The sequence below is a fragment of the Litoreibacter halocynthiae genome (assembly GCF_004365635.1).
Taxonomy (GTDB): Bacteria; Pseudomonadota; Alphaproteobacteria; order Rhodobacterales; family Rhodobacteraceae; genus Litoreibacter; species Litoreibacter halocynthiae.
On the sequence record NZ_SOBH01000002.1, the window covers coordinates 664,476 to 689,530 of the forward strand.

At 55.5% G+C, this 25,055-nt stretch carries 38 protein-coding genes; 5 read left to right on the plus strand and 33 right to left on the minus strand.

Going from position 1 to position 25,055, the window contains the following annotated elements; genetic code table 11:
• Positions 1-45: 45 nt before the first annotated feature.
• From rpsK to rpmC, 17 genes are all read right to left on the minus strand, one after another.
• Positions 46-435 carry a 30S ribosomal protein S11 gene (gene rpsK, locus BDE40_RS10560; RefSeq protein ID WP_073142268.1) on the minus strand — a complete coding sequence of 130 codons (390 nt, stop codon included), beginning with the start codon at positions 433-435 and terminating at the stop codon, positions 46-48.
• A gap of 15 nt (positions 436-450) precedes the next feature.
• Positions 451-819: a 30S ribosomal protein S13 gene (gene rpsM / locus BDE40_RS10565; protein ID WP_134014511.1), complete on the minus strand. Its 369-nt coding sequence runs from the start codon at positions 817-819 to the stop codon at positions 451-453.
• Positions 820-1,028: 209 nt separating this feature from the next.
• On the minus strand, positions 1,029-1,673 hold the full coding sequence (locus tag BDE40_RS10570; RefSeq protein WP_134014512.1) for an adenylate kinase: 645 nt from the start codon (positions 1,671-1,673) through the stop codon (positions 1,029-1,031).
• Positions 1,670-3,037: a preprotein translocase subunit SecY gene (gene secY / locus BDE40_RS10575; protein WP_134014513.1), complete on the minus strand. Its 1,368-nt coding sequence runs from the start codon at positions 3,035-3,037 to the stop codon at positions 1,670-1,672. Before secY ends, BDE40_RS10570 begins: the two co-directional genes overlap by 4 nt.
• A 110-nt stretch (positions 3,038-3,147) precedes the next feature.
• Complete coding sequence (gene rplO / locus BDE40_RS10580; protein WP_134014514.1) at positions 3,148-3,615, minus strand: 50S ribosomal protein L15; 468 nt, start codon at positions 3,613-3,615, stop codon at positions 3,148-3,150.
• A gap of 288 nt (positions 3,616-3,903) precedes the next feature.
• Positions 3,904-4,467: a hypothetical protein gene (locus tag BDE40_RS10585; protein WP_134014515.1), complete on the minus strand. Its 564-nt coding sequence runs from the start codon at positions 4,465-4,467 to the stop codon at positions 3,904-3,906.
• Positions 4,468-4,580: 113 nt separating this feature from the next.
• A complete protein-coding gene (gene rpmD / locus BDE40_RS10590; protein WP_121026793.1) occupies positions 4,581-4,769 on the minus strand; it encodes a 50S ribosomal protein L30 in 189 nt (62 codons plus the stop codon).
• 3 nt (positions 4,770-4,772) lie between these two features.
• The gene (gene rpsE / locus BDE40_RS10595; RefSeq protein ID WP_121026796.1) at positions 4,773-5,354 is read right to left on the minus strand and encodes a 30S ribosomal protein S5; all 582 of its coding nucleotides are present in this window, start codon (positions 5,352-5,354) and stop codon (positions 4,773-4,775) included.
• Between the two features lie 126 nt (positions 5,355-5,480).
• Positions 5,481-5,840 carry a 50S ribosomal protein L18 gene (gene rplR / locus BDE40_RS10600; protein ID WP_073142252.1) on the minus strand — a complete coding sequence of 120 codons (360 nt, stop codon included), beginning with the start codon at positions 5,838-5,840 and terminating at the stop codon, positions 5,481-5,483.
• Positions 5,840-6,373: a 50S ribosomal protein L6 gene (gene rplF / locus BDE40_RS10605; protein WP_134014516.1), complete on the minus strand. Its 534-nt coding sequence runs from the start codon at positions 6,371-6,373 to the stop codon at positions 5,840-5,842. Before rplF ends, rplR begins: the two co-directional genes overlap by 1 nt.
• Positions 6,374-6,385: 12 nt before the next feature.
• Positions 6,386-6,778 (minus strand): 30S ribosomal protein S8, encoded by a 393-nt coding sequence (gene rpsH, locus BDE40_RS10610; RefSeq protein ID WP_134014517.1) that lies wholly within the window; start codon positions 6,776-6,778, stop codon positions 6,386-6,388.
• 15 nt (positions 6,779-6,793) lie between these two features.
• Positions 6,794-7,099, minus strand: a complete 306-nt coding sequence (gene rpsN, locus BDE40_RS10615; RefSeq protein ID WP_021101952.1) for a 30S ribosomal protein S14 — start codon at positions 7,097-7,099, stop codon at positions 6,794-6,796.
• A 20-nt stretch (positions 7,100-7,119) separates the two neighbouring features.
• Positions 7,120-7,683 (minus strand): 50S ribosomal protein L5, encoded by a 564-nt coding sequence (gene rplE / locus BDE40_RS10620; protein WP_073142242.1) that lies wholly within the window; start codon positions 7,681-7,683, stop codon positions 7,120-7,122.
• Positions 7,683-7,988, minus strand: a complete 306-nt coding sequence (rplX, locus tag BDE40_RS10625; protein ID WP_134014518.1) for a 50S ribosomal protein L24 — start codon at positions 7,986-7,988, stop codon at positions 7,683-7,685. Before rplX ends, rplE begins: the two co-directional genes overlap by 1 nt.
• A gap of 1 nt (position 7,989) precedes the next feature.
• Complete coding sequence (gene rplN, locus BDE40_RS10630) at positions 7,990-8,358, minus strand: 50S ribosomal protein L14 (RefSeq protein WP_013963207.1); 369 nt, start codon at positions 8,356-8,358, stop codon at positions 7,990-7,992.
• A 66-nt stretch (positions 8,359-8,424) separates the two neighbouring features.
• Positions 8,425-8,661 carry a 30S ribosomal protein S17 gene (rpsQ, locus tag BDE40_RS10635; RefSeq protein WP_073142238.1) on the minus strand — a complete coding sequence of 79 codons (237 nt, stop codon included), beginning with the start codon at positions 8,659-8,661 and terminating at the stop codon, positions 8,425-8,427.
• The gene (gene rpmC, locus BDE40_RS10640; RefSeq protein ID WP_134014519.1) at positions 8,661-8,870 is read right to left on the minus strand and encodes a 50S ribosomal protein L29; all 210 of its coding nucleotides are present in this window, start codon (positions 8,868-8,870) and stop codon (positions 8,661-8,663) included. The genes rpsQ and rpmC overlap by 1 nt, the downstream gene beginning before the upstream one ends.
• Positions 8,871-9,053: 183 nt before the next feature.
• Here rpmC and BDE40_RS10645 point away from each other — a divergent pair, with 183 nt between their 5' ends.
• The 4 genes from BDE40_RS10645 (at position 9,054) to BDE40_RS10660 (ending at position 11,425) form a co-directional block, all read left to right on the plus strand.
• Positions 9,054-9,260 carry a 2OG-Fe(II) oxygenase family protein gene (locus BDE40_RS10645; RefSeq protein ID WP_134014520.1) on the plus strand — a complete coding sequence of 69 codons (207 nt, stop codon included), beginning with the start codon at positions 9,054-9,056 and terminating at the stop codon, positions 9,258-9,260.
• A gap of 51 nt (positions 9,261-9,311) precedes the next feature.
• Entirely contained in the window at positions 9,312-10,076 is a 765-nt protein-coding gene (locus BDE40_RS10650; protein ID WP_134014521.1) for a hypothetical protein, read from the plus strand.
• 18 nt (positions 10,077-10,094) lie between these two features.
• Complete coding sequence (locus tag BDE40_RS10655) at positions 10,095-10,712, plus strand: 2OG-Fe(II) oxygenase family protein (RefSeq protein WP_134014522.1); 618 nt, start codon at positions 10,095-10,097, stop codon at positions 10,710-10,712.
• 74 nt (positions 10,713-10,786) lie between these two features.
• On the plus strand, positions 10,787-11,425 hold the full coding sequence (locus BDE40_RS10660) for a hypothetical protein (RefSeq protein ID WP_162848072.1): 639 nt from the start codon (positions 10,787-10,789) through the stop codon (positions 11,423-11,425).
• A gap of 128 nt (positions 11,426-11,553) precedes the next feature.
• Here the strand turns inward: BDE40_RS10660 and rplP are convergent, their stop codons facing one another.
• From rplP to BDE40_RS10740, 16 genes are all read right to left on the minus strand, one after another.
• A complete protein-coding gene (gene rplP / locus BDE40_RS10665; RefSeq protein ID WP_073142224.1) occupies positions 11,554-11,967 on the minus strand; it encodes a 50S ribosomal protein L16 in 414 nt (137 codons plus the stop codon).
• A gap of 14 nt (positions 11,968-11,981) precedes the next feature.
• A complete protein-coding gene (rpsC, locus tag BDE40_RS10670; RefSeq protein ID WP_073142222.1) occupies positions 11,982-12,689 on the minus strand; it encodes a 30S ribosomal protein S3 in 708 nt (235 codons plus the stop codon).
• Positions 12,689-13,069: a 50S ribosomal protein L22 gene (gene rplV / locus BDE40_RS10675; protein WP_021101961.1), complete on the minus strand. Its 381-nt coding sequence runs from the start codon at positions 13,067-13,069 to the stop codon at positions 12,689-12,691. The genes rpsC and rplV overlap by 1 nt, the downstream gene beginning before the upstream one ends.
• A gap of 3 nt (positions 13,070-13,072) precedes the next feature.
• Positions 13,073-13,351 (minus strand): 30S ribosomal protein S19, encoded by a 279-nt coding sequence (rpsS, locus tag BDE40_RS10680; RefSeq protein WP_073142217.1) that lies wholly within the window; start codon positions 13,349-13,351, stop codon positions 13,073-13,075.
• A gap of 3 nt (positions 13,352-13,354) precedes the next feature.
• Positions 13,355-14,197, minus strand: coding sequence for a 50S ribosomal protein L2 (rplB, locus tag BDE40_RS10685; protein ID WP_134014524.1), 843 nt, complete (start codon positions 14,195-14,197; stop codon positions 13,355-13,357).
• Between the two features lie 252 nt (positions 14,198-14,449).
• Positions 14,450-14,896, minus strand: coding sequence for a hypothetical protein (locus BDE40_RS10690; protein ID WP_134014525.1), 447 nt, complete (start codon positions 14,894-14,896; stop codon positions 14,450-14,452).
• Positions 14,897-15,434: 538 nt separating this feature from the next.
• Positions 15,435-15,725, minus strand: a complete 291-nt coding sequence (locus BDE40_RS10695) for a hypothetical protein (RefSeq protein WP_134014526.1) — start codon at positions 15,723-15,725, stop codon at positions 15,435-15,437.
• A 217-nt stretch (positions 15,726-15,942) separates the two neighbouring features.
• Positions 15,943-16,239, minus strand: a complete 297-nt coding sequence (locus BDE40_RS10700) for a 50S ribosomal protein L23 (RefSeq protein WP_134014527.1) — start codon at positions 16,237-16,239, stop codon at positions 15,943-15,945.
• On the minus strand, positions 16,236-16,856 hold the full coding sequence (gene rplD, locus BDE40_RS10705) for a 50S ribosomal protein L4 (protein ID WP_134014528.1): 621 nt from the start codon (positions 16,854-16,856) through the stop codon (positions 16,236-16,238). The genes BDE40_RS10700 and rplD overlap by 4 nt, the downstream gene beginning before the upstream one ends.
• On the minus strand, positions 16,846-17,715 hold the full coding sequence (gene rplC, locus BDE40_RS10710; protein WP_134014529.1) for a 50S ribosomal protein L3: 870 nt from the start codon (positions 17,713-17,715) through the stop codon (positions 16,846-16,848). The genes rplD and rplC overlap by 11 nt, the downstream gene beginning before the upstream one ends.
• Positions 17,716-17,730: 15 nt before the next feature.
• Positions 17,731-18,042 carry a 30S ribosomal protein S10 gene (gene rpsJ / locus BDE40_RS10715; protein ID WP_021101968.1) on the minus strand — a complete coding sequence of 104 codons (312 nt, stop codon included), beginning with the start codon at positions 18,040-18,042 and terminating at the stop codon, positions 17,731-17,733.
• An 829-nt stretch (positions 18,043-18,871) separates the two neighbouring features.
• Positions 18,872-20,047 carry an elongation factor Tu gene (gene tuf, locus BDE40_RS10720; RefSeq protein ID WP_134014530.1) on the minus strand — a complete coding sequence of 392 codons (1,176 nt, stop codon included), beginning with the start codon at positions 20,045-20,047 and terminating at the stop codon, positions 18,872-18,874.
• Positions 20,048-20,138: 91 nt separating this feature from the next.
• The gene (fusA, locus tag BDE40_RS10725) at positions 20,139-22,259 is read right to left on the minus strand and encodes an elongation factor G (RefSeq protein WP_134014531.1); all 2,121 of its coding nucleotides are present in this window, start codon (positions 22,257-22,259) and stop codon (positions 20,139-20,141) included.
• Positions 22,260-22,274: 15 nt separating this feature from the next.
• Positions 22,275-22,745: a 30S ribosomal protein S7 gene (rpsG, locus tag BDE40_RS10730; protein ID WP_121026847.1), complete on the minus strand. Its 471-nt coding sequence runs from the start codon at positions 22,743-22,745 to the stop codon at positions 22,275-22,277.
• A gap of 12 nt (positions 22,746-22,757) precedes the next feature.
• Positions 22,758-23,129, minus strand: coding sequence for a 30S ribosomal protein S12 (gene rpsL, locus BDE40_RS10735; protein WP_073142194.1), 372 nt, complete (start codon positions 23,127-23,129; stop codon positions 22,758-22,760).
• Positions 23,130-23,421: 292 nt separating this feature from the next.
• A complete protein-coding gene (locus BDE40_RS10740; RefSeq protein ID WP_342775011.1) occupies positions 23,422-24,375 on the minus strand; it encodes a DMT family transporter in 954 nt (317 codons plus the stop codon).
• Between the two features lie 133 nt (positions 24,376-24,508).
• Between BDE40_RS10740 and BDE40_RS10745 the strand changes: the two genes are divergently transcribed.
• Positions 24,509-24,988: a hypothetical protein gene (locus tag BDE40_RS10745; RefSeq protein ID WP_134014533.1), complete on the plus strand. Its 480-nt coding sequence runs from the start codon at positions 24,509-24,511 to the stop codon at positions 24,986-24,988.
• Positions 24,989-25,055 lie beyond the last annotated feature (67 nt).

The window sequence follows — 25,055 nt, forward strand, 5'->3', positions numbered from 1 at the left end:
CCCCGCCCAAAATAAGGACGGGGACCGCGCGATAGAATACGTAGCTTAGACGCGGCGGCGCTTTGGTGGGCGGCAGCCGTTGTGGGCCATAGGTGTCACGTCGCGGATGGACGAGATCTGGAAGCCAGCGGCAGCCAGCGCGCGTAGCGCGGACTCACGGCCAGAGCCTGGGCCCTGAACTTCGACTTCCAGCGTCTTCACGCCGTGTTCCTGAGCCTTGCGGCCTGCGTCTTCGGCAGCCATCTGTGCAGCATAAGGCGTCGATTTACGCGAGCCTTTGAAGCCACATGTCCCGGCGGAGGACCAAGAGATAGCATTGCCCTGAACGTCAGAGATCAGGATTTTGGTGTTGTTGAACGAAGAGTTCACGTGTGCAACGCCAGCGGCGATGTTCTTACGGACCTTCTTCTTCGTGCGTACTTTTTCACGTGCCATGGATCAGATCTCCCCTTACTTCTTCTTGCCAGCAATGGCCTTAGCAGGGCCTTTGCGGGTGCGTGCGTTCGTATGGGTCCGTTGACCGCGAACAGGGAGGTTACGACGGTGGCGCAGGCCACGGTAGCAACCCAGATCCATCAGACGTTTGATGTTCATGGTGGTCTCGCGACGCAGGTCGCCTTCGACGTCATAGTTTTCGTCGATATGCTCACGAATTTTCAAAATCTCGGCGTCCGAGAGATCGTTCATACGACGAGCAGCGTCGATACCGATAGCTTCACAAATCGCTTTCGCGGAAGTGTGGCCGATGCCGGTAATGTAAGTCAGTGCGATGGGGACGCGCTTCGCGTCGGGCAGGTTAACGCCGGAAATACGTGCCAAGAGGCAATTCCTTTTTCAGTCGCGGTTCCGTAGCTCCGGAACCTTTTTTCACAACGTAAGCCCGAAGGTTTTTCATAACCTGCGGGCTTGGCTTAGATATGGTCAACACCGTGTCAGCTAGCTAGGCCGTGGTGCGATTCCCGTTAGGGATGCTGCGGCTTAGGAGGTTTTTAACATATGGTCAAGAGCCCCCCGCCCTGCCGTGGGGTCTAGCTGTCTAAAACCCCCGAAATGGCCTTCGCCACCACGTCGATTTCACCCAAGCCGTCGATCGAACTCAGGTCGCCCTTGGCGTAGTAATAGCCAATCAGCGGGGACGTCTTTTTGTAGTATTCCATCAGCCGCGTGCGCAGGCTTTCTTCGTTGTCGTCGGCGCGGCGCTTGAATTCTGTGCCGCCGCAGTTGGAGCATTTGCCATCGCTTGGGATCGGCTTGGTCTGGTCGTTATAGACCTCGCCACAATCCCCGCATGTGGACCGTGCGGTGATCCGTGCGACCAGCGCATCGTCATCCACCCGCATCTCGATCACAGCGTCCAGCGTCGTGCCGTGCTTTTCCAGCAAAGCGCCCAATGCATCCGCCTGAGGCAACGTGCGCGGGAACCCGTCAAAGATGAAACCGCCCGCGTGGTCGCCTTCCAGCTTTTCCTCGATCAGGCCGATAACGATGTCATCGGTGACCAGCTGGCCCGCATCCATGATCGCGGCAACCTTGTTGCCCATCGCAGTGCCGGAGCTTTTCGCCTCGCGCAGCATGTCGCCGGTTGAGAGCTGCACCATGCCGCGTTCCGCGACCAGTTTACGGGCTTGTGTGCCCTTCCCCGCGCCAGGCGGCCCAAGCAGAATGATGTTCATCGACGCGACGGCCCTTTCGACTTGGTCTTCCCGCCGCGCTTCTTGCCGCGCAGCTGGGACTTCTCGATCAGGCCTTCATACTGGTGCGCCAGCATATGCGACTGAACCTGTTGAATGGTGTCCATGGTCACCGACACGACGATCAGCACCGAGGTGCCCCCGAAGTAGAACGGGATCGCAAGCTGGCTTCGCAGGATTTCCGGCAGCAGACACACGGCGGCCAGATAGGCGGCACCGACAACCAGAACGCGGTTTACCACATATTCCAGATATTCGGCGGTACGCTCGCCCGGACGGATGCCGGGGATAAAGCCGTTTTGGGACTTCAGGTTTTCGGCCACTTCCTCGGGCTTGAAGGCCACGTTGAAGGTGTAGAAATACGCGAAGAACACGATCATCGAGGTGAAAAACAGCAGATACAGCGGCTGACCGGGGCCGAAGTAAGCCAAGAGCGTCGCCATGAATTCGCCGGTTTGCGCACCCGAGAAGGTCGACACGGTCGTCGGCAGCAGCAGCAGCGACGAGGCGAAAATCGCAGGGATAACGCCCGCGGGGTTTACCTTGACCGGCAGGTGCGAGGAGCCGCCGTCATAAACCTTCATGCCGACTTGGCGGCGCGGATATTGGATATGGATTTTGCGCAGGGCGCGTTCCATGAAGACCACGAACATGATCGTCGCAATGACCACCAGCAGCACGCCCACGATGACCGCAGGGCTGATCGAGCCGGAGCGGCCTTGCGCGAAGAACTGCGCCAAAGCGGCAGGGATTTCGGCGATGATGCCGACGAAGATGATCAGCGAGATGCCGTTGCCGATGCCGCGTTGGGTGATCTGCTCGCCCAGCCACATCAGGAACATGGTGCCGCCGACCAGCGTAATCACCGCACCGACGCGGAAATACAGGCCCGGCTCGGTCGCAAGGCCGGAGCCCTCAAGCCCTGCTGAAAGCCCGTAGGCCTGCAACGTGGCAAGGAACACGGTGCCGTAGCGCGTGTATTGGTTGATCTTCTTGCGGCCCTGCTCGCCCTCTTTCTTCAACTGTTCCAGCTGCGGGACCATGGCGGTCATCAGCTGCACGATGATCGAGGCCGAAATGTAGGGCATGATCCCGAGGGCAAACAGGCCCATGCGGCCAATCGCGCCGCCGGTGAACATGTTCAACACGCCACCGATGCCTTGCTGCGCTTGCTCGACGAACTGACGCAAGGCGTCGGCGTCGATGCCGGGAACCGGAATGTAGGTGCCCAAACGGTAGACGATCAGCAGACCGATGGTGAAGAGGATGCGTTGGCGTAACTCGGTGGCCTTCCCGAAGGCGGACCAGCTCATGTTTTGTGCCATTTGCTCGGCGGCTGAAGCCATGTGCTTGGGTATCCCTGTCTAGATATGCACAGCGCCGCGAGCGGGAATTCCCGTCGCGGCGCTGGAAAACTTGTCAGTTATGTAAGAGGCGCAATGGCCTCTCACAAGGCTTATTCAGCAGCCGCTGCGGTGTTGAGCTTGCCGCCGGCCTTTTCAACAGCATCTACAGCCGTTTTGGAAGCGCCAGTAACAGTCAAAGTCACTTTGGATGTGATGTCACCTTTGGCCAGAATGCGAACGCCATCCAGCTTGCGACGCACCAGACCGGCTTCAAGCAGCGTGTCTTCGGTGATGTCGCCTTTGGCGTCGAGTTTCTTGGCGTCGATGAATTTCTGGATCATGCCGAGGTTCACAACTGCGAAGGATTTCTTGTTCCGCGAGTTGAAGCCGCGTTTTGGCAAACGCATGTAAAGTGGCATTTGGCCACCTTCGTAGCCGTTCAGGGCAACGCCCGAACGGGACTTTTGACCTTTGATACCACGGCCAGCCATTTTACCTTTGCCAGAGCCGGGGCCACGGCCCACGCGCTTTTTGGTTTTGGTGGCACCTGGATTGTCGTGCAATTCGTGCAGTTTCATATCGCTTCTCCTATTGCCGGAAGGGTCCTCGAAGCGAAATGGACCAAACGCGGCGTTTCTTGTTGATTCTATGGGCCGTATGCCCACCGGGGGTGTTTAGGGGAGAGCGTGTTGTGTGGCAAGGGCCGCCTTATGCCTTTTGTTTTATACCATCCTCGGACTTATATGAAGCTCGGACTTATATGAAGTACGTCCACGCGTGCTTTAGCGCAGTCGATGCACTCATGTCTCAACGCTCAATAGGTATTAGTTGGAAGAGTTGAGAAGCACATTAAACCTTCTGCCGTATTAGTTCTGCAAACGGCACCGTTCAGACATCGCCTCTAACTCAGATATAGAGGTTACGATCACGTGCACAATGTCTCGAATGCAAGATGGCTGATACTCTTTCGATATCTGGTCTGAATTGACTAAGAAGGCCTGCCGAAAGTGAATGTAAAACGGGAACAAGCCCAGTTGGAAGCCGGACGAATAGCTAAATAGTTTCACTGTGCCCCCCTCCATCACCCTCTCGATGTTTTTGTCTGACATCCCAAAGTGATCGCGAAGTGATTGAGGTGGCCCTTCTTGCTCATCAGAGAGCAGAAATAAATAGTACGCTCCCTCAGAAGGTGAACGATCAAAGTCTTCACTAAAAAATTCTCCGGTAACAAGCGGCTCACCATTCAATGTGACGTCTTGAAGAAATTCTTCACCGGAAGACGACCAAACGAACAGATCAGGTTTTTGCCCAAAGTTGATCACCTTTTGAACTGCCGGATTGTCGTGCCAAACGTAAGCCACCGATACGTGCACCACGCTAAATGTCAGATATGCAGCTAATGCCACAAACATCCACTTCAGTGCTCTCATGATCGCTTCCGTTCTATAAGCCCAATTTGCAAACAAAAAACCGCCTCGCATTTCAGCGAAACGGTTTCCATTTTTAAACTAAGCGCACACCAAATCACAAGGTGTAAAGGAGCTTAGCCCTTCTCCTCAATGATCTCGACCATGTGCGAGATTTTCGCGACCATGCCACGAATGGAAGGTGTGTCTTCCAGCTCACGGGTTTTGTGCATCTTGTTCAGACCCAAACCGACCAGCGTAGCACGCTGTTTGGCGGGGCGACGGATTGGCGAGCCAATCTGTTTTACAACGATAGTTTTAGCCATGTCTTAGGCCTCCGTTACAACTGGGGCTTGCTCGCCATCGACCTTGGGGCCGTCGTCGGAGCGCAGGATGTCGGCAACTTTCTTACCACGACGCTGCGCCACCATACGTGGGGAAGCTTCGTTCACGAGACCGTTCAAAGTAGCACGGATCATGTTGTAAGGGTTTTGCGAGCCAATCGACTTTGCAACAACGTCTTGAACGCCGAGCATTTCGAACACAGCACGCATTGGACCACCGGCGATGATACCGGTACCTTGTGGTGCAGTGCGCATAACGACTTTACCAGCGCCATGACGGCCAGCGACATCGTGGTGCAGCGTGCGGCCTTCGCGCAGGGGCACGCGGATCATTTGGCGCTTGGCTTGCTCGGTGGCTTTGCGGATGGCCTCTGGGACCTCTTTCGCTTTACCTTTACCGAAGCCGACGCGGCCTTTTTGGTCGCCAACAACAACAAGTGCGGCGAAGCCAAAGCGCTTACCACCCTTAACGGTCTTGGACACGCGGTTGATCGCAACTAGGCGATCTGCAAATTCGGGGGTCTCGTCCCGATCGCGGCGACCGCGATTTCCTGGTTCTCTTGCCATTGGGCAAATCCTTTAATTTCTGCGCCTTAGCGCCGTTTATTCTCAATCGCAGTGGGCGTGAGCCCCCCGATCATCGAGGCCATAAGGCCTGCAAAAATGGGCGCCCCTGATGGAGCGCCCAAAGACTTAGATTTTCAAACCGCCTTCACGGGCAGCTTCGGCCAAGGCCTTCACTTTACCGTGGAAGAGGAAACCGCCGCGGTCAAAGTAGGCAGTCGTCACGCCAGCTTTTTTGGCGCGTTCCGCGATTGCGGCACCGACTTTGGTTGCAGCTTCGATGTTGTTCTTGCCAACGATGCCCAGATCCTTCTCGAGAGAAGAAGCCGAAGCCAGCGTCACGCCATTCACATCATCAATCAGCTGAACGCTGATGTTTTTGTTGGAGCGGTGAACCGACAGACGCGCGCGTCCGGCGTTTACCTTGCGAAGTTTGTTCCGAACGCGCAGGCGGCGTTTGATGAACAGATCACGTTTGCTATTAGCCATTACTTCTTCTTCCCTTCTTTGCGGAAGACGAACTCGCCTTTGTAGCGGATGCCCTTGCCTTTATAAGGCTCCGGCTTGCGCCACGCGCGGATGTTGGCAGCCACTTGGCCGACAACCTGCTCGTCAATCCCCTCGATGGTGATCTCGGTGGGCTTTGGAGCCGCAACCGTCACACCCTCAGGCACTTCATAGACAACGTCATGCGACAAACCGAGGTTCAGCTTCAGGTTGTTGCCTTCCATCGCGGCGCGGTAACCCACACCTTGAATTTCAAGCTCTTTCTTGAAGCCGTCGGTCACACCGGTGATCAAGTTCGCGACCATCGTGCGGCTCATGCCCCACTGCTGGCGCGCGCGCTTGGACGACCCGCGTGGCGTGATCGTAACGATGTTATCCTCAACCGAGAGGGTCACGTCGTCAGTTGCTTTGAAGGAACGGACGCCCTTAGGGCCCTTTACTTCGATGGTCTGGCCAGAGACGGACGCGGTTACGCCGGATGGCAGATCGACTGGTTTTTTACCAATACGAGACATACTAGGCGCTCCTTAGAATACCGTGCAAAGCACTTCGCCGCCAACATTCTGGCTGCGCGCGTTTGCGTCCGACATCACACCGCGAGGTGTGCTGACAATCGACACGCCCAGGCCCTGACGGACCACCGGGATGTCTTTGGAACCCATGTAAACGCGACGACCGGGTTTAGAGACCCGCTTCAATTCGCGAATGACAGGAGTGCCTTCGTAATATTTCAGCTCAATGTTCAAAGCCGGGTGACCGTCTTTGCCCGTCGTCGCTTCGTAGCCACGGATGTAGCCCTCGTCGGCCAACACGTCCAAAACCCAAGCACGGATTTTAGAAGCGGGGGTCTCGACGGTTGCTTTGCCGCGCAGCTGCGAGTTGCGAATGCGTGTGAGCATATCTGCGATAGGATCGTTCATAATCTAATGCCCTCCTTACCAGCTGGACTTAACCATGCCGGGGATCAGGCCAGCAGAGCCCAAGTCCCGCAACATGATCCGGGAAATCTTCAGCTTACGGTAGTAAGCGTGAGGACGGCCCGTCAGTTGGCAGCGGTTGTGCAAACGAGTAGCCGAGCTGTTGCGCGGCAGTTCCGCCAGTTTCAGACGCGCTTTGAAACGCTCTTCCATTGGTTTCTCTTTGTCGTTTGCGATTGCAAGCAGAGCTGCACGTTTAGCGGCGTATTTCTTCACCAGCTTTTCGCGCTTCTTCTCGCGTTCGATCATTGCTTTTTTAGCCATGTTCTATTCCTTCCCGCGGATCAGCTGTTGAAAGGCATGTTGAAAGCTTTCAACAGGCTCTTTGCTTCAGCATCGGTGTCGGCGGTCGTGCAGATTACGATATCCATGCCCCAGGCTTCATCGATCTTGTCAAAGTCGATCTCTGGGAACACAATGTGCTCCTTCATGCCCATGGCGTAGTTGCCACGGCCATCAAACGACTTGCCAGATACGCCGCGGAAGTCACGGATACGAGGCATTGCGATGGTGATCAGGCGATCAAGGAATTCGTACATACGCTCGCCGCGCAGGGTTACCTTGGCACCGACAGGCATATCTTCACGCAGGCGGAAGCCGGCGATGGATTGCTTGGCACGGGTGACCATGGCTTTTTGACCTGCGATTGCGGTCAGATCGGCAGCAGCGCCCGCAGGCTTCTTGCTGTCTTTCACGGCCGCACGACCAGCCCCGATGTTCAGGACGATTTTGTCCAGACGCGGGATCTGCATGTCATTTTTGTAGCCGAACTCTTCTTTCATGGCGGCACGGATCGTGTCGACATAAACAGACTTCAGGCGCGGGGTGTATTTTGCGTCGTCAAGCATCAGATCACGTCCCCTGTTGTCTTGGCAAAGCGCACTTTCTTGTCGCCGTCCATTTTGAAACCTACGCGGGTAGGTTTGCCATTGGAGTCGATCAAGGACAGGTTGCTCAATTGGATCGGCATCGCCTGTGGCACGCGGCCACCTTGGTTGTTCTGGCTTTGCTTCACGTGACGGATGGCGACGTTGACGCCTTCCACGATGGCTTTACCGGACTTGGGGTCAACGGAGGCAATGGTGCCTTCTTTGCCTTTGTCTTTGCCAGCCAGCACGACGATCTTGTCGCCTTTTTTCAGTTTAGCAGCCATATCACAGCACCTCCGGGGCGAGCGAGATGATTTTCATAAAGTTCTTTGCGCGCAGTTCACGAACAACCGGGCCGAAGATACGGGTGCCGATAGGCTCGTTGTTGTTATTCAGAATAACAGCTGCGTTGCGGTCGAAGCGAATGGCGGTGCCATCGTCGCGACGAACTTCTTTGGCGGTGCGTACAACGACAGCCTTACGGACGTCGCCTTTTTTCACGCGGCCGCGCGGGATGGCTTCCTTGACCGACACGACAATAATGTCGCCGACGGATGCGTATTTACGCTTGGAACCACCCAGAACCTTGATGCACTGAACACGGCGAGCGCCGCTGTTGTCAGCTACATCCAGGTTGGTCTGCATCTGGATCATTTGATGTCTCCCGACCTTTGGGGACCTAACCTTAGGCCCCAGGGTTTCGAATTAATTAGAAAAGCTTCACGCGTCAGCGAGAATAACTTCCCAACGCTTGGTTTTGGATTTCGGAGCACATTCTTGAATGCGAACCAGATCACCCACGTTAAACGTGTTCTTCTCGTCGTGAGCCCGGTACTTCTTGGACTTACGGATCGTCTTCTTCAGAACAGGGTGGCGGAAGCGGCGTTCAACGGAAACCGTTACAGTTTGCTCGTTTTGGTTGCTGGTGACGACACCGTTCAGGATACGCTTAGGCATTAGGAGGCCTCCCCAGCTGCAGCTTTCGCTTTTTCGTTCAGAATTGTTTTTACACGTGCGGCACCGCGTTTGACGTCGCGCATGCGTGCAGTGTTTTCAAGTTGGCCGGTGGCCTGTTGGAAGCGCAAGTTAAAGGCTTCCTTTTTCAGTGCGACAAGCTCTTCGTTGAGCTGGTCAGCAGTCTTCTCGCGAAGCTCGCTGGCGTTCATAGCCGTTTCCTTTTTTCATACATCGGAGGGCCCCCAAGAGGGTCACCCTGATTCCAATGGAGTTCATGATGAAACGTGGCTTTAGACCCCTGCCCGACTTATTGCAACCCCCGTGGCTGTCCAGCCGCATATATCTGTAAAATAGGGGCCAACTTGCGTGTTAGCCTTCGGGTTCAAGGCGTCATGACACCGATTCATTCTCTCTTCGTGACCGGTCTTTACCACGCTCGCCATGCCGATCACCACAAAGCCATCGACTCGAAGGAGTTGTTGAAGGACTGGTGCGAGGAGAACGGCTATGCGGGCTACACCAGCTACGCGTCTCTGACGGATAGGACATTTCCACGACACCCCACTCTCGCCGAAAACTCCTTGATTTGCGGCCTCTGACTGCCCAAACTTGGCGCATTATCAAAATCATTGTCACAGAGAGGGTTAATTATGCGCTCCTTTATATGCGTCGGTGCGGCACTTCTATTGGCCGGATGCACCCCGGGCGGCGGGCCGGTCAAGGTCACCGCCAATCTCGATTACGCCAATACCAGCCTTGGCTACCGCAACTCTGGCGTGCTGTCGTCGGGGCAGCTGATGTTCTGGGATCTCCAGACCAACCAGCTGGTCACGGTGCCTGCCGACATCAAGCTGCAGTCGAAACGTCCGACACGAAGGCGCGACCTGGAGGCCAGTCAGGTCCGGGGCTTTGACTTCAAGGCCGATGCCTCGCTCACGAGCCAAGACGAGGCCACACTGAGAGCCGCCGTGCAAAACAAGGTCAAGTTCACCGTCAAGGACGCCCAAAGGGTCGACCGGCGGCAGATTTTCACTGCCGTCAGCACCGCCTACACCGATGCAAAAACCCGCGGCGAAAACCCGTTCTCCAGTTGGCGGGTCGATGACGCCACCGCAAATCCGGCGCGGTTCAAATTCGTGCTGCTCGACGACGAGGTCCGCGCCAGCTCCGAGAGCATCGAGTTGATCGGGGAGCGCACGGCGTCGGGTAGTCTGATCGTGGGTGGCGGCGACAAGGGCGGCATCTCGGTGTCCTTCCCCAACTCCACCACGGCGAAATGCTCGGGCGATCAGGTGAGTTGCTATATCAACGCCTCGGTGTTCACGGTGTTTTTGAACCAAAGCGGCGGTCTGGATTACAAGCCCACGGGCTTTGACCGCGAAGCCTTGGCGGCGGCCTTGCGAGACCTCAGCTAGCGGGCTATCCAAGGCGGCATGGATATTCGCTCCCTCTTCGTGACCCGCCTCTATCAAGCCCGCCTTTCCGATCATGGCAATCCCATTGATCCGGAGGAGTTGGAGGATGAATGCCTTGGCACCGCCGAGGATGACGAGGCCGGTCAGGACTGGTGCGAAGAGAACGCGTTCGCGGGCTATACCAGCTACGCGTCGCTGACGGACCTGCCGTGGCGGTCCCCCATCTTCAAGGAAGTGGTGGAGGCGCTGGATAAACACGTGGCCGAGTTCGCCAAGGATCTTGAGCTCGATCTGGACGGGCGCGAGTTGAAGCTGGAGGACATCTGGATCAACATCCTGCCCCAAGGCGGCATCCACACGTCGCACATCCACCCGCATTCGGTGATTTCCGGCACCACCTATGTGGCCATGCCCGAAGGCGCGTCGGCGTTGAAGTTGGAGGACCCACGGTCCCAAATGATGATGGCCGCCCCTACCCGTCTGAAAGATGCGCGCGAGGAGATGCGGCAGTTCATTTATGTGGCGCCTAAGGTTGGTGACGTGCTGCTATGGGAGAGTTTTCTGAGGCACGAGGTGCCGATGAATATGAGCGAGGAAGATAGGATATCGGTTAGCTTTAATTATGCTTGGGGATGAGTTCTGTTCACCTACCAGTCCATACATCAAACAGCTTCAATCACAGTTAACTCGCACGGAACTTGGATAAAATCATGTCAGATTGGATGAAACATCTAGACCGCTTACCTAAGATATTAGACGCAATACTAGACGAAAGCGAACGAGGGGCTGTCCTTCTCTCCTGCCACATCATTGATGATTTTTTGATGGAAATGATCAAGACACACAAAGCCGAGGGCGTTAGCCAAAAAGTACTCGCCGACACTACCGGCTACGGAGGCGCCTTTGGGAGCCTGTCCATGAAGTCTAAAGCTCTATTTGTACTTGGAATTCTTACTGAGCAATCTTTTTCAGCTATTGAGAAACTGCGAGGTATCCGGAACAAGGCTGCTCATTCGTCACAAGTGTTCCGTATTTCTGACCATCAAGAAAGATTTGACTTAGCAATTAAGTCATTCGGGGATGGGGGCGTCAATAACGTCGCATTGAATATGGCCATGCACAACTTTCTAGAAAAAATGCTCGCCATGGGTCCCGATCTAGAATCGAAAATGGGCAGGAACCCATTTCCAGACCAACAATCTTGCGTGGACTACCTTGCTGGAAACGATGACCTTACCTCCAAGCTGCAAGAGCAAATGCCCAAGTGGCAAGTCGCGATTCTCACGCACCTGATAATCGAGACCATCGCTCTGAATTTCGAAAATTACTACAAATCTCCAAACGCATAGCATTCAGATAGATAGATAAAGCCCCCGCCGATTTCTCAGCGGGGGCTTTTTTATGTCTACCGGGGCGGAACGCGCATTTGCGAGCAAATACGCTGCCTCCGCCTACGTCGCGCTAAAGCGCGACGGGATTACCAGTCCTCGCGGACAACAACCCGTGTTTTGATAGGCAGCTTCATCGCAGCAAGGCGTAGGGCCTCACGGGCGATTGGCTCGGCCACACCGTCGATTTCGAACATCATACGGCCGGGTTTGACCTTACATGCCCAAAAGTCCACGGACCCTTTACCCTTACCCATACGAACTTCGATAGGTTTGGAAGTCACTGGCAGGTCCGGGAAAATACGGATCCAGACACGGCCTTGACGTTTCATGTGACGCGTCATTGCACGACGGGCAGCTTCGATCTGGCGTGCAGTGATACGCTCAGGTTCAGTTGCCTTAAGACCGTAGGTGCCAAAGTTCAGGTCTGTCCCGCCCTTTGCTTCACCGTGGATGCGGCCTTTGTGCATCTTGCGGAATTTAGTACGCTTTGGTTGTAGCATTGTTCACGCCCCCCTTAGCGACGACCGCCAGCACCGCGAGGTGTTGGGCCGTCTTGGAGTTCCTGTTGCTTACGGTCACGCGCTTGTGGATCGTGTTCCATGATCTCGCCTTTGAAGATCCAGGTTTTGATCCCGATGATGCCATAAGCAGTCATCGCTTCAACGTGTGCGTAATCGATGTCGGCACGCAGGGTGTGCAAAGGCACGCGGCCTTCACGGTACCATTCGGTCCGGGCGATCTCGGCGCCACCAAGGCGGCCAGCGAGGTTCACACGAATGCCTAGGGCACCCATACGCATTGCGTTCTGTACCGAGCGCTTCATAGCACGACGGAAAGACACACGACGTTCCAGCTGCTGGGCGATGGACTCGCCAACCAGTGCTGCGTCCAGTTCGGGCTTGCGGACCTCAAGGATGTTGAGGTGCAGCTCGCTGTCGGTGAACGCGGACAGCTTCTTGCGCAGACCTTCAATATCGGCGCCTTTTTTGCCGATGATGACGCCCGGGCGTGCTGTGTGGATCGTAACGCGGCACTTCTTGTGCGGACGCTCGATGATCACACGGCTGATGCCGGCTTGCTTGCACTCGGTCTTGATGAATTCGCGCATCCGGAGGTCTTCCAGAAGCAGATCACCAAAGTCTTTGCTTTCAGCGTACCAGCGGCTGTCCCAGGTGCGGTTGACCTGAAGACGCATGCCGATAGGATTTACTTTGTTACCCATTATGCTTGCTCCTCAACTTGGCGCACCTTGATGGTCAGCTCCGAGAATGGCTTGACGATTTTACCGAACCGGCCACGGGCCCGAGGGCGACCGCGCTTCATGGTCAGGTTCTTGCCGACATAGGCCTCGGCCACGATCAGATCATCCACGTCGAGGTTGTGGTTGTTCTCTGCGTTCGCGATGGCGGATTGCAGGCACTTTTTCACGTCGTCAGAGATACGCTTCTTGGAGAAGGTGAGGTCGGCCAGAGCCTTGTCCACTTTCTTGCCACGGATCAGCTGAGCCACGAGGTTCAGTTTTTGCGGGGAAGTCCGGAGCATGCGCAGTTTTGCCATTGCTTCGTTATCTGCCACGCGGCGGGGGTTCTTATCCTTACCCATGGCTTACTTCCTTTTCGCTTTTTTATCAGCGGCGTGACCGTAATAGGTCCGGGTTGGCGAATACTCACCAAACTTCTGACCGATCATGTCTTCGGTGACGTTCACTGGGATGTGCTTCTTGCCGTTGTAGACACCAAAGGTGAGGCCAACGAACTGAGGCAGAATGGTGGAGCGGCGGGACCAGATCTTGATCACGTCGTTGCGGCTGCTTTCTTTCGCAGCTTCGGCTTTCTTCAACACATAAGCGTCGACGAAGGGGCCTTTCCATACAGAGCGAGACATATTCTAACGTCCCTTCTTCTTGGCGTGACGCGAGCGGATGATCAGCTTTTGCGACGCTTTGTTCTTGTTGCGAGTACGCGCACCCTTGGTTGGCTTGCCCCATGGGGAAACCGGGTGACGACCACCAGAGGTCCGGCCTTCACCACCACCATGCGGGTGGTCGATCGGGTTCATCACGACACCACGAACAGACGGGCGAACGCCCTTGTGGCGCATACGACCGGCTTTACCGTAGTTCTGGTTCGAGTTGTCGGGGTTCGACACGGCACCCACGGTGCACATGCATTCCTGACGGACGAGGCGAAGCTCGCCGGAGCTCAGACGGATCTGAGCGTATCCACCGTCACGACCCACGAACTGAGCGTAGGTACCTGCAGCACGGGCGATCTGGCCGCCTTTGCCTGGCTTCAACTCGATGTTGTGGATGATTGTGCCGATTGGCAGACCGGAGAACGGCATTGCGTTGCCCGGTTTCACGTCGGCCTTGGCCGATGCGATGACGGTGTCACCAACGCCAAGGCGTTGCGGAGCGAGGATATAGGCCTGCTCGCCGTCGGCGTATTTCACCAGTGCGATAAACGCAGTCCGGTTCGGGTCATATTCGATCCGTTCAACCGTAGCAGCGACGTCAAATTTCGTCCGCTTGAAGTCAACGATCCGGTAAAGACGCTTGGCGCCCCCACCCTTGCGACGCATCGTGATCCGTCCGGTGTTGTTCCGTCCGCCATTCTTGGTCAGACCCTCAGTGAGGGCTTTGACCGGGCGGCCTTTCCAGAGTTCCGAACGGTCGATCAGAACCAACCCACGTTGGCCTGGCGTCGTCGGCTTATACGACTTAAGTGCCATGCTTTCTGTCTTCCGTTGTTGCAGCAAACGGGTCGCCCCGCCGCTTGTGTTTATAGGGCCCCGAAGGTCCCCGATTAGATGTCCCATTTGGCATCTGCTAGGCAGAGCCATGAACAACAGCAAAGCCCCAGACGAATCTGGGGCTTGCCGATGTGGGTGTTTAGGAGTGAGGGGGGATGGGGTCAAGGGGGTAGTGACGGCTTGAAGCATGAATGGCGGCTATGCGGACGAAGCGGACATCGGCCCAACGTCCTATATTGAGGATTTGTTATTTAGGTATTTGAGGCCATCCATAATCAACTTGGAATACTCTGACGGGAGCGCCTGATAACTTTTCAAAAATCGTTGGCTGGATCGCGCTTCCATATGGTCGCGCCCACCATCTTCGATATCGTCTAGAAGAAGAAATAAGGTTGCCACTGCAAAAGACTTGTTATCGCCGTTGTCTGGGACAAAAGCTCTTAGCTCGACTGCCTCCATTGGATACCAGTAATGTTTTGACCAGTCTGCTCTGCAATTGTGCCTGCCAATCAAGTCTTTCAGGCCTTTGAAGTGCAACTCTAACGCTTCCTCGTATGTGACGCCGCCGCCGCCATGATTGTCGTATCGCGAAATGTCGCGTAGGACTTCATCGTCAGTAGAAGCAATGAGTGCTGTGATTGACGATGCAATTGAATGCGTTTTTGGGTTTTCAGGCATATTGGTTTTCCAACTTCGTCACTCTTCTGCCCGTGTTTTCACGCCGCTTCGCAGTGTGCTAGACAGATAGGACCTAATTCCAACGGTTTATGCAAGCACGTCATAATCGGCATAGCGGTCCTTCACAGCACCCTGACAAATGAACAGAGTGGGCTCGAAGCAGACATTCAGTCAAACAACCGAGCAGCGCTGGACCGGGGGATGGCGATCCGACCTCCTTGGACACCACTTTATAGCAGCCAAGCACGTCCTCCTTCTCAAGGTAATACCAAAAGGCCACCCAAATCGCCAGCCCGTGGGACGGTCCGGCGATGCACGGCGCCTGCGGCTTGATTCCGAGCGAGAAAAGAAAAAGCCCCAAATACACAAACGGGTTTCTTTGAATTTGATAGGACGGTGGGTTAACACCCTACCATACAAAAAAGTGGACACGCCTATTGTGTTATCTTCCTCTAAGGGAACACACGCCTTCTATGCGTCCTCACAGCGAACGGCTGGCGTGAGATTGTATGGACTTATCTTTTGTGCAACAGTGGCGCTAAACATCCGCGACAATTTCGCCCTTCATCTCGCCAGTCATTCGGGTCTTGTCCTCTGTATGAACTGATCTGCGCACCTCGTCGATTTTCAACTCGGCGGCGTCCCTCGTGGCCTTGTCTGGCCATACGGTTATGGCAGCACTGGTTCGCTCGCTGGTGCGGATTACCGTTATACGGCTCGCCCCAAAACCTTTCAAAGCGGGTAGGCGTTTCTCTTCGATCGCACGCAAGGATATATGGTAATCCACGCCATCTGCGATTTCCCAAGTTGTTATTGTAACGTAGCTCATATTCCCCTCCATCATTTGTTGTTCCATTCTACCACAAAAACAGCCCATTTCTTAGCGCGCTGTCAGGACCTGTAGCGGGAACCAGTCACAGAGGGGCTTTAGCGGGCGTTTAGTGACGCAGAACAAGCGAACGGACGAAGGAATAGAAAAAGCCCCACTTTTCCAAGCGGGGCTTCTTCAATTCTATGCGTCGGGCAGGGATCACCCTGCCGACTATTTACAGACCAGTAGAGACGTCGATTGTGTTACCTTCTTCGAGGGTAACATACGCCTTCTTCACGTCTTTGCGGCGACCAGGCTGGCCCCGGAAGCGCTTGACCTTACCTTTGGTGATGGTGGTGTTAACCGCCTTCACCTTGACGCCGAAGAGTGTTTCCACTGCTTCTTTGATCATCGGCTTGTTGGCGTCGATAGCGACCTCAAACACAACTGCATTCGCCTCGGAGGCCATAGTGGCCTTCTCGGTGATCAGTGGCTTGCGGATCACGTCATAGTGCTCAGACTTCGTGCTCATGACAGGCGAGCCTCCAGTGCTTCGAGACCAGCTTTGGTGATAACCAAAGTGTCACGTTTCAGGATGTCGAAGACGTTGGCGCCCATTGTAGGCAGAACGTCCAGACCAGCGATGTTGCGGGCAGCTTGAACGAAGTCAGCGTTCACGTCGGCACCATCAATGATCAAAGCGCGTTTCCAACCCAGTTCCTTGATCTGTGCGGCCAAGGTCTTGGTTTTCACATCTTTGATGTTGATGCTGTCGATGATGACCAGCTCGCCTGCGACCGCTTTGGCGGACAGGGCGTGCATCAGACCCAGCTTACGAACCTTCTTGGGAAGGTCGTGGCCGTGGCTGCGAGGTGTTGGGCCTTTGTAGACACCACCACCGCGGAAGATCGGAGCCGAGCGAGCGCCGTGGCGAGCGCCACCGGTGCCTTTTTGGCGGTAGATCTTCTTGGTCGAGTAGTTAACTTCCGAACGGGTCTTCACCTTGTGGGTGCCGGCCTGTGCGTTGTTACGCTGCCAGCGAACCACACGGTGCAGGATGTCCGCACGTGGCTCGAGGCCGAAGATGGCGTCAGACAGCTCTACCGAGCCAGCCTTCTTGCCGTCCAGATTGATGGCATCAGCTTTCATCGGACTTGTCTCCTTCAGGTGCATCGCCTTCGGCTTTATCAGCGTCAATGGATGCTTCTGCTTCTTTCATTGCGGCTTCTTCAGCGGCGGCGGCTTCTGCGGCTGCTGCTTCTGCTGCTGCGGTTGCTTCAGCTTCAGCGGCTGCGGCGGCTTCTTCAGCGGCTTTCATCGCTTCACGGGCAGACGAGGCCAGCGCTGCAGGGAAGATCACGTTTTCAGACAGAGGCTTCTTCACCGCGTCTTTAACGGTGACCCAGCCACCTTTGGAGCCGGGAACGGCACCTTTGATCATGATCAGGCCGCGCTCGTTGTCGGTCTTGATCACTTGCAGGTTTTGCGTGGTCACACGGGCAGCACCCATGTGGCCGGCCATTTTCTTGCCTTTGAAAACCTTGCCAGGATCTTGACACTGACCGGTCGAGCCGTGGGAGCGGTGAGAGATGGACACACCGTGAGTAGCGCGCAGGCCCCCAAAGTTGTGACGCTTCATCGCGCCTTGGAAACCTTTACCGATAGACGTACCGGCAACATCCACGAATTGACCCTCAAAGTAGTGGGCCGCGATGATTTCTTCACCAACGGGGATCAGGTTTTCCTCGGCAACGCGGAACTCAGCGATCTTGCGCTTGGGCTCCACCTTTGCAGCGGCAAAGTGGCCGCGCATGGCTTTGGAGGTCCGTTTGGCTTTGGCAGTGCCAGCACCGAGCTGAACAGCTGTGTAGCCGTCCTTCTCCATGGTGCGGTTGGCAACCACTTCCAGCTTGTCGAGTTGAAGAACGGTCACAGGGATCTGCTTGCCGTCTTCCATGAAGAGGCGGGTCATGCCGACCTTCTTCGCAATTACACCAGAGCGCAACATATCAAGAAGCCCTCCTTAAACCGAGATCTGGACGTCAACGCCGGCAGCCAGGTCGAGCTTCATCAGCGCGTCCACGGTCTGCGGGGTCGGGTCAACGATGTCGAGCAGACGCTTGTGCGTGCGGATCTCGAACTGATCGCGGGATTTTTTGTCCACGTGTGGGCCACGCAGAACGGTGAATTTTTCGATCTTGTTGGGCAGAGGGATCGGGCCACGCACGTCAGCGCCGGTGCGCTTTGCGGTGTTTACGATCTCTTGGGTAGATGCATCCAGAACCCGGTAGTCGAACGCCTTCAGGCGGATGCGAATGTTTTGGCTTGCGGCCATGACATTTCCCCTTGGATTGGGGTCTCAACGGATTGGAGGACAGCGGCTCATCCGGCACCCTCGTCGCGTCGTTATGTGCGGAACATAAAGAGGGGCATGCGTGGCATACCCCTGTTCCTTGGGGAGCGTATAGGGGGAGTCGGTGTGACGCGCAACACCTTTTGCTGTGTTTTTGTGGGGTTTAGAGAGAGTATCGCTAGGGCGTCGGATGGCGATGCTACATTGGTCCGAACCACTTAATGGTGGCCAAACACGTTCTTCATCGAAATGGTGGGTGACCACTCCAAATCGCCAGCCCTTGCGGATGGGTAAAGCGCGTCTCGGAAACGGTCTAGTGGACCGTTTCAGCGCTGAGCGGACGGAGCCCCAGACTGGCGATGAACAGCGCCTACGGCTTGATTTCGGGCAGGGAAATTCTTGCCATCCATTAAACCTGTAGGAGACCAGATGCGATTGAGAGGCCCTGAAGAAAAATTGCAATGGCAGTACTTAACGCGGCCTTCCGGTTTTGATCGGATACTTTGAGAGCCCAGTTGTATACGGGATTATCCCCCGGCCTCTCATTACCAATACTAAATCCAGTTCCCAAATTTGGAGGGGGATTAAGTTTAGCACTTGCATACCAAAAATATGCCGAAAAAAATGCCGCAGTAAGTGCCAGAGCCTGAATAGTTAGTTCAATCATCTCTTTTTACCCAGAATGAAAACCCAAAGTTCAAAAAAGGCCGCCTCCTTTCGGAAGCGGCCTTTTGCATTATCTCTACCGAGTGGGTTCTCATTGCTTTGCTTCACAAAGCAACTGCCACCCACGCGGCGGGAGAACCCGCCGTTACTCGGTGATTTTGGACACAACACCAGCACCAACAGTCCGGCCGCCTTCGCGGATCGCAAAACGCAGGCCTTGCTCCATCGCGATGGGCGCGATCAGCTCGACGTCGAACTTCAGGTTGTCGCCTGGCATAACCATTTCCGTGCCTGCTGGCAGGTTCACGGTGCCGGTCACGTCAGTCGTGCGGAAGTAGAACTGCGGACGGTAGTTCGCGAAGAACGGCGTGTGACGGCCACCCTCTTCTTTGGTGAGGATGTAGGCCTCGGCCTCGAACTTGGTGTGTGGTGTCACCGAACCCGGCTTGACCAGAACCTGACCACGCTCAACGCCGTCACGGTCGATGCCGCGCAGCAGGACGCCGACGTTGTCGCCTGCTTCACCGCGATCCAGCAGCTTGCGGAACATCTCGACACCGGTACAGGTGGTTTTTGTGGTGTCACGGATGCCCACGATGGACAGCTCGTCACCAACGTTAACCACACCGCGCTCGATACGGCCGGTCACAACCGTGCCGCGACCGGAGATCGAGAACACGTCCTCGATTGGCAGCAGGAACGGCTGGTCAACAGCGCGCTCTGGTGTCGGGATGTATTCGTCAACAGCGGCCATCAGCTTGCGGATGGAGTCCTCGCCGATTGCTTCGTCGCGGCCTTCCATAGCGGCCAGAGCCGAGCCCGGGATCACTGGAATGTCGTCGCCAGGGTAGTCGTAGGAGGACAGCAGCTCGCGGATTTCCATTTCAACCAGCTCGAGCAGCTCGTCGTCATCCACTTGGTCAACTTTGTTCATGTAAACGACCATCTTCGGGATACCAACCTGGCGGCCCAGCAGGATGTGCTCGCGGGTTTGTGGCATCGGGCCGTCAGCCGCGTTCACAACCAGGATCGCGCCGTCCATTTGGGCAGCACCGGTGATCATGTTTTTGACGTAGTCGGCGTGGCCGGGGCAGTCAACGTGGGCGTAGTGGCGGTTTTCGGTCTCGTACTCGACGTGAGCGGTCGAGATCGTGATGCCACGGGCTTTTTCTTCGGGCGCGCCGTCGATTTGGTCATACGCTTGGAAGTCACCGAAATACTTGGTGATCGCTGCTGTCAGCGTGGTTTTGCCGTGGTCAACGTGGCCGATTGTGCCGATGTTGACGTGTGGTTTAGAGCGTTCAAACTTTTCCTTAGCCATGATGGCCTCCTGATTTTTTGTGTGTTCAGACGGCGGGTCAGACCCGATGCCTTAGAAGTGGGACGATGCGCGCCCGAGGCGCGCATCGGATTTATGCAAACTTGGCCTGAATTTCTTCAGAGATCGCGTGTGGTACTGGCTCGTAGTGATCGAACTGCATGGTGAAGTTCGCACGACCAGACGACATCGACCGCAGCGTATTGATGTAGCCGAACATGTTCGCCAAAGGCACGGTGGCGTCGATAGCAATCGCGTTGCCGCGTGTATCTTGGCCCTGCACCTGACCACGACGCGATGTCAGGTCACCGATGATGCCGCCGGTATATTCTTCCGGTGTCACAACTTCGACCTTCATCACAGGTTCCAGCAGTTTGGCGCCAGCTTTGCGCATCCCTTCACGCATGCACATACGTGCTGCGATCTCGAATGCCAGAATGCTGGAGTCAACATCGTGGAACTTACCGTCGATCAAGGCCACCTTGAAGTCGATCACGGGGAAGCCAGCCAGCGGGCCGCTATCCATAACGGACAAGATACCTTTTTCAACACCTGGGATGTATTCCTTTGGAATAGCACCACCAACGATCTTGCTTTCGAACGAGTAACCTTCGCCCGGCTCTGTCGGGGAAATGATCATTTTCACTTCGCCGAACTGACCAGAACCACCCGACTGTTTCTTGTGGGTGTAGGTGTGCTCGACTTCGTGACCAATGGTCTCGCGGTAAGCAACCTGAGGCGCACCAATGTTGGCTTCAACTTTGAATTCGCGCTTCAAACGGTCAACCAGAATGTCGAGGTGAAGTTCGCCCATGCCCTTCATGATGGTTTGACCGGACTCGATGTCGGTCTCCACGCGGAAGGATGGATCCTCGGCAGCCAGACGTTGCAGACCCAGAGACATTTTCTCTTGGTCGGCTTTTGTCTTCGGCTCGACGGCAATCTCGATCACTGGATCGGGGAATGTCATCGTTTCCAGTACCACCTGCTCTTTTTCGTCCGACAAAGTGTCGCCCGTGGTGGTGTTTTTTAGACCAGCCAGCGCGATGATGTCACCAGCAAACGCTTCGGTGATCTCTTCTTGCTTGTTCGAGTGCATCATAACCATGCGGCCGATACGCTCTTTGTTGCCCTTGGTGGTGTTCATCAGGTTATCACCCTTGGCGAGCTTGCCAGAGTAGATGCGTGTGAACGTCAACGTCCCCATGTAAGGGTCGTTCATGATTTTGAACGCAAGGCCCGAGAATGGCATGTTGTCATCCGCACGGCGCGGAATATCACGTGTTTCTGTCTCGTCGCCCGGTTTGAAGCCCATGTAGTCGACAACGTCCAATGGTGACGGCAGATAGTCGATTACAGCGTTAAGCAGCGGCTGAACACCTTTGTTCTTGAACGCGGAGCCACCCAGAACCGGAACAAACTTCAGCGCCAAGCAACCTTTGCGCAGCAATGCACGCAGAGACTTCACGTCAGGCTCTGTGCCCTCCATGAGGTATGCTTCCATCGCGTCGTCGTCCATTTCGACGGCGGCTTCGACCATTTTTGCACGCCACTCGTCGGCTTGCGCCTTCAGGCCGTCGCGGATTGGAGCTTTGATCCAGGATGCGCCAAGGTCTTCGCCCTGCCACAGCCACTCTTCCATGGTCACGAGGTCAATGAGACCTTCAAGCTCGGTTTCGGCACCGATTGGGATGCCCACAGGAATAGCAGTTGCACCTGTGCGGTCTTCGATCATGCGAACGCAGTTAAAGAAGTCTGCGCCGATTTTGTCCATTTTGTTAACGAACACAATCCGCGGAACTTTGTAGCGGTCGGCCTGGCGCCAAACAGTTTCGGTTTGCGGCTCAACACCTGCGTTACCGTCAAGAACGGTAACTGCACCATCGAGAACCGCCAAGGAACGCTCTACTTCAATTGTGAAGTCAACGTGGCCCGGAGTGTCGATGATATTCATGCGGTGCTTCAGAGAGTCCGGCTCGGTGCCGTTCTCAGTGCGCTCCCAGAAAGTGGTTGTCGCAGCAGAGGTGATCGTGATGCCACGCTCCTGCTCTTGCTCCATCCAGTCCATGGTCGCTGCGCCATCGTGCACTTCGCCGATGTTGTGGGATTTGCCTGTATAGAACAGGATACGCTCGGAGCATGTGGTTTTACCGGCATCAATGTGCGCAATAATACCGAAGTTCCGGTAGCGTTCGAGGGGATAGTCGCGTGCCATATCAGATGCGCTCCCTTACCAGCGGTAGTGGCTGAACGCTTTGTTCGCGTCGGCCATTTTATGGGTGTCTTCGCGTTTCTTGACGGCGGAACCACGGGAGTTCACGGCATCCATCAATTCGCCTGCAAGACGCTCTTCCATGGTGTGCTCGTTGCGCGAACGCGCAGCTTTGATCAACCAACGGATTGCCAGGGCTTCGCGGCGCTCGGGGCGCACTTCGACAGGAACCTGGTAGGTAGCACCACCAACGCGGCGCGAACGCACTTCGACGGAAGGCTTGATCAGCTCGAGAGCTTCGTGGAACACTTCCACAGGAGCTTTCTTCAGCTTTTCTTCAACGCGGTCAAATGCGTTGTATACGATGCGTTCGGCGGCAGATTTTTTGCCGTCGATCATCAGGTTGTTCATAAATTTGCTCAGAACGCGGTCGCCAAATTTGGCGTCCGGCAGAATCTCGCGTTTTTCAGCGGCGTGACGACGTGACATGTAATCTCTTCCTTACTTCGGACGCTTCGCGCCGTATTTCGAACGACGTTGCTTACGATCTTTAACGCCTTGGGTATCCAACACACCGCGCAGGATGTGGTAACGGACACCCGGAAGGTCTTTTACGCGACCGCCGCGGATCAGAACCACAGAGTGCTCCTGAAGGTTGTGGCTCTCACCACCGATGTACGAGATGACCTCGAAACCGTTTGTCAGACGCACTTTGGCGACCTTCCGCATAGCGGAGTTCGGCTTCTTTGGTGTCGTGGTATAAACACGAGTACAAACGCCACGCTTTTGCGGGCATTGCTCGAGGTGCTGAGACTTGGAAGTCTTGCGTTTTGGCTGGCGCGGTTTGCGGATCAGCTGTTGGATCGTTGGCATGGAGGATCGTCCCCTTGGTTTCAACTTCGTTTGGGACACACGCGCGTGCCCCGCTTAATTCTTGGTTGTATTTACGCGTCCGCAAACACAAAGACCCGCAGCGGGTTACCCTACCTGGGATCCGCGCGGTGGGATTACAGAGGATCGAGACGTCTTAAAGTGTCTGGATCGTGACCACTAAATTTTGATTGCAGGCCGAGCGATCCCCGACCTGATTGCGCGCGTGATATGCGGAGTCGCCAATAGTGTCAACAGGTGCAGGCCGGATAAGGCCTCGAATTCCTGCAGCGTTTCATCTTGGTCTAAGCCCAAAATGCTGACGTTTGGCTGTCAGGCGTTCGCGGTAGAGCGTGAACAGCCCGGTCGCGACAACGATCCCGGAGCCGAGCATGGTCAATCTGTCTGGCCATTCGCCAAACAAGAACAGCCCTAAAATCAAAGCAACAACCAGACTTGTGTACCGGAACGGAGCGACGAACCCGATCTCCCCCGAGCGCATGGCCGAGACGGAAAAGACATAGCCACCGATTACGAAGAAGCTCGCGCCTGCCAGCCACATGATCGACGTCACGCTGACCGGTTGCCAAGGTTGCGTGATGCTACCGACAGCGCCAAGCGACATCACCCCGATCGCCGCAGCAAGAGCGATGGTCATGGACGGCACCGCAGCAGAGATGCGGCGTGCGCACAGGTCGCGAACGGTCACGCAGACCACCGCCAGCAGCACATAAATGGAGTAGATGGAAAACCCGCTTCCCTCCCCGAAAAGGAAGGGCGGGCGCAAGATCAACATGACCCCTGCGAAACCGACCAAAATCGCCATCAGGCGTTTCCAACCAACTGCCTCCCCCAGAAACACTGCCCCGGCGAGCGTTACGGTCAATGGCAGGGCTTGAAGAATTGCTGTGACGTCGGCAATTGGCATGTGGAACAGCGCGGAAATGAAGAAATACGCCGCAGCGATTTCCACAACGGTGCGTAGCGCGATCAGCATTTGGTCTTTGCGACTGATACGCGTCCGGAATGTCCCTGCCCGCCAAGCCATAAAGCCAATAAACGCAATCACTGCAATTGATCGCAGGAGCAAAGCCTGAAACAGCGGCAACTCGCCCGAGAGTGACTTCATGCACGCGTCGTTCAAGGTAAAGGCGGTCATTGAGCCCATCATGAAAAGGGCGCCACGTGTGTTGTCTGAAAGGTCCATGGAATCGCAGTTATCACCGATATGCGGAACTGAACAGGACATGTTTGTCTCTGCGCTGGATGCCCCGAACGAACCATACAATCACGCGGAAAAAAAATGGAACCGGACGATCCATCAGACGTTGTCATCTCATAACAGACGCCAACTTGCGTCGTAGAAAATGAATGGAGACACCATGTTTAAGTCACTTGTGCCCGCAGCGGCAGCCCTTCTGATGAGTTCGTCCGCGTTTGCAGAAACTTCGGTCAGCAGCGTTGATGTCACCGTCGATTTGACGGCGATCAAAAACGAGAGTGCCGCGGCTTACTACACCAGCATTGAGGAAGACCTCGAGACTGCGATTGTAGCCAAACTCACGGACCAACTTTCGGACGACGGAGCAAGCGTTGTAGTGGACATCGACGAATTGTCGCTGGCAAACAGCTTCCAGTCGATCCTCGGCCTTGAGGAATCCGAACTGGCGGGGTCGGTCAGTGTCAACAATCTGAACGATAACTCGCAGCATCAAGCCTACGAACTTACAGTTTCGTACCTGCCAGCTCCGATCGTTTTTGATCCCGGTGAAGATATCGTCATCATCCGTCGGGACACCGCGGACTATTACATCCAGATGGTCGACACCTTTGCCGAGCATTTGACCGAAAAACTGAAATAACGTCGGTTTCAGGATAATGAATGCAAAAGCGCCCGCCGAGTTCTCGGCGGGCGCTTTTATCTATCAA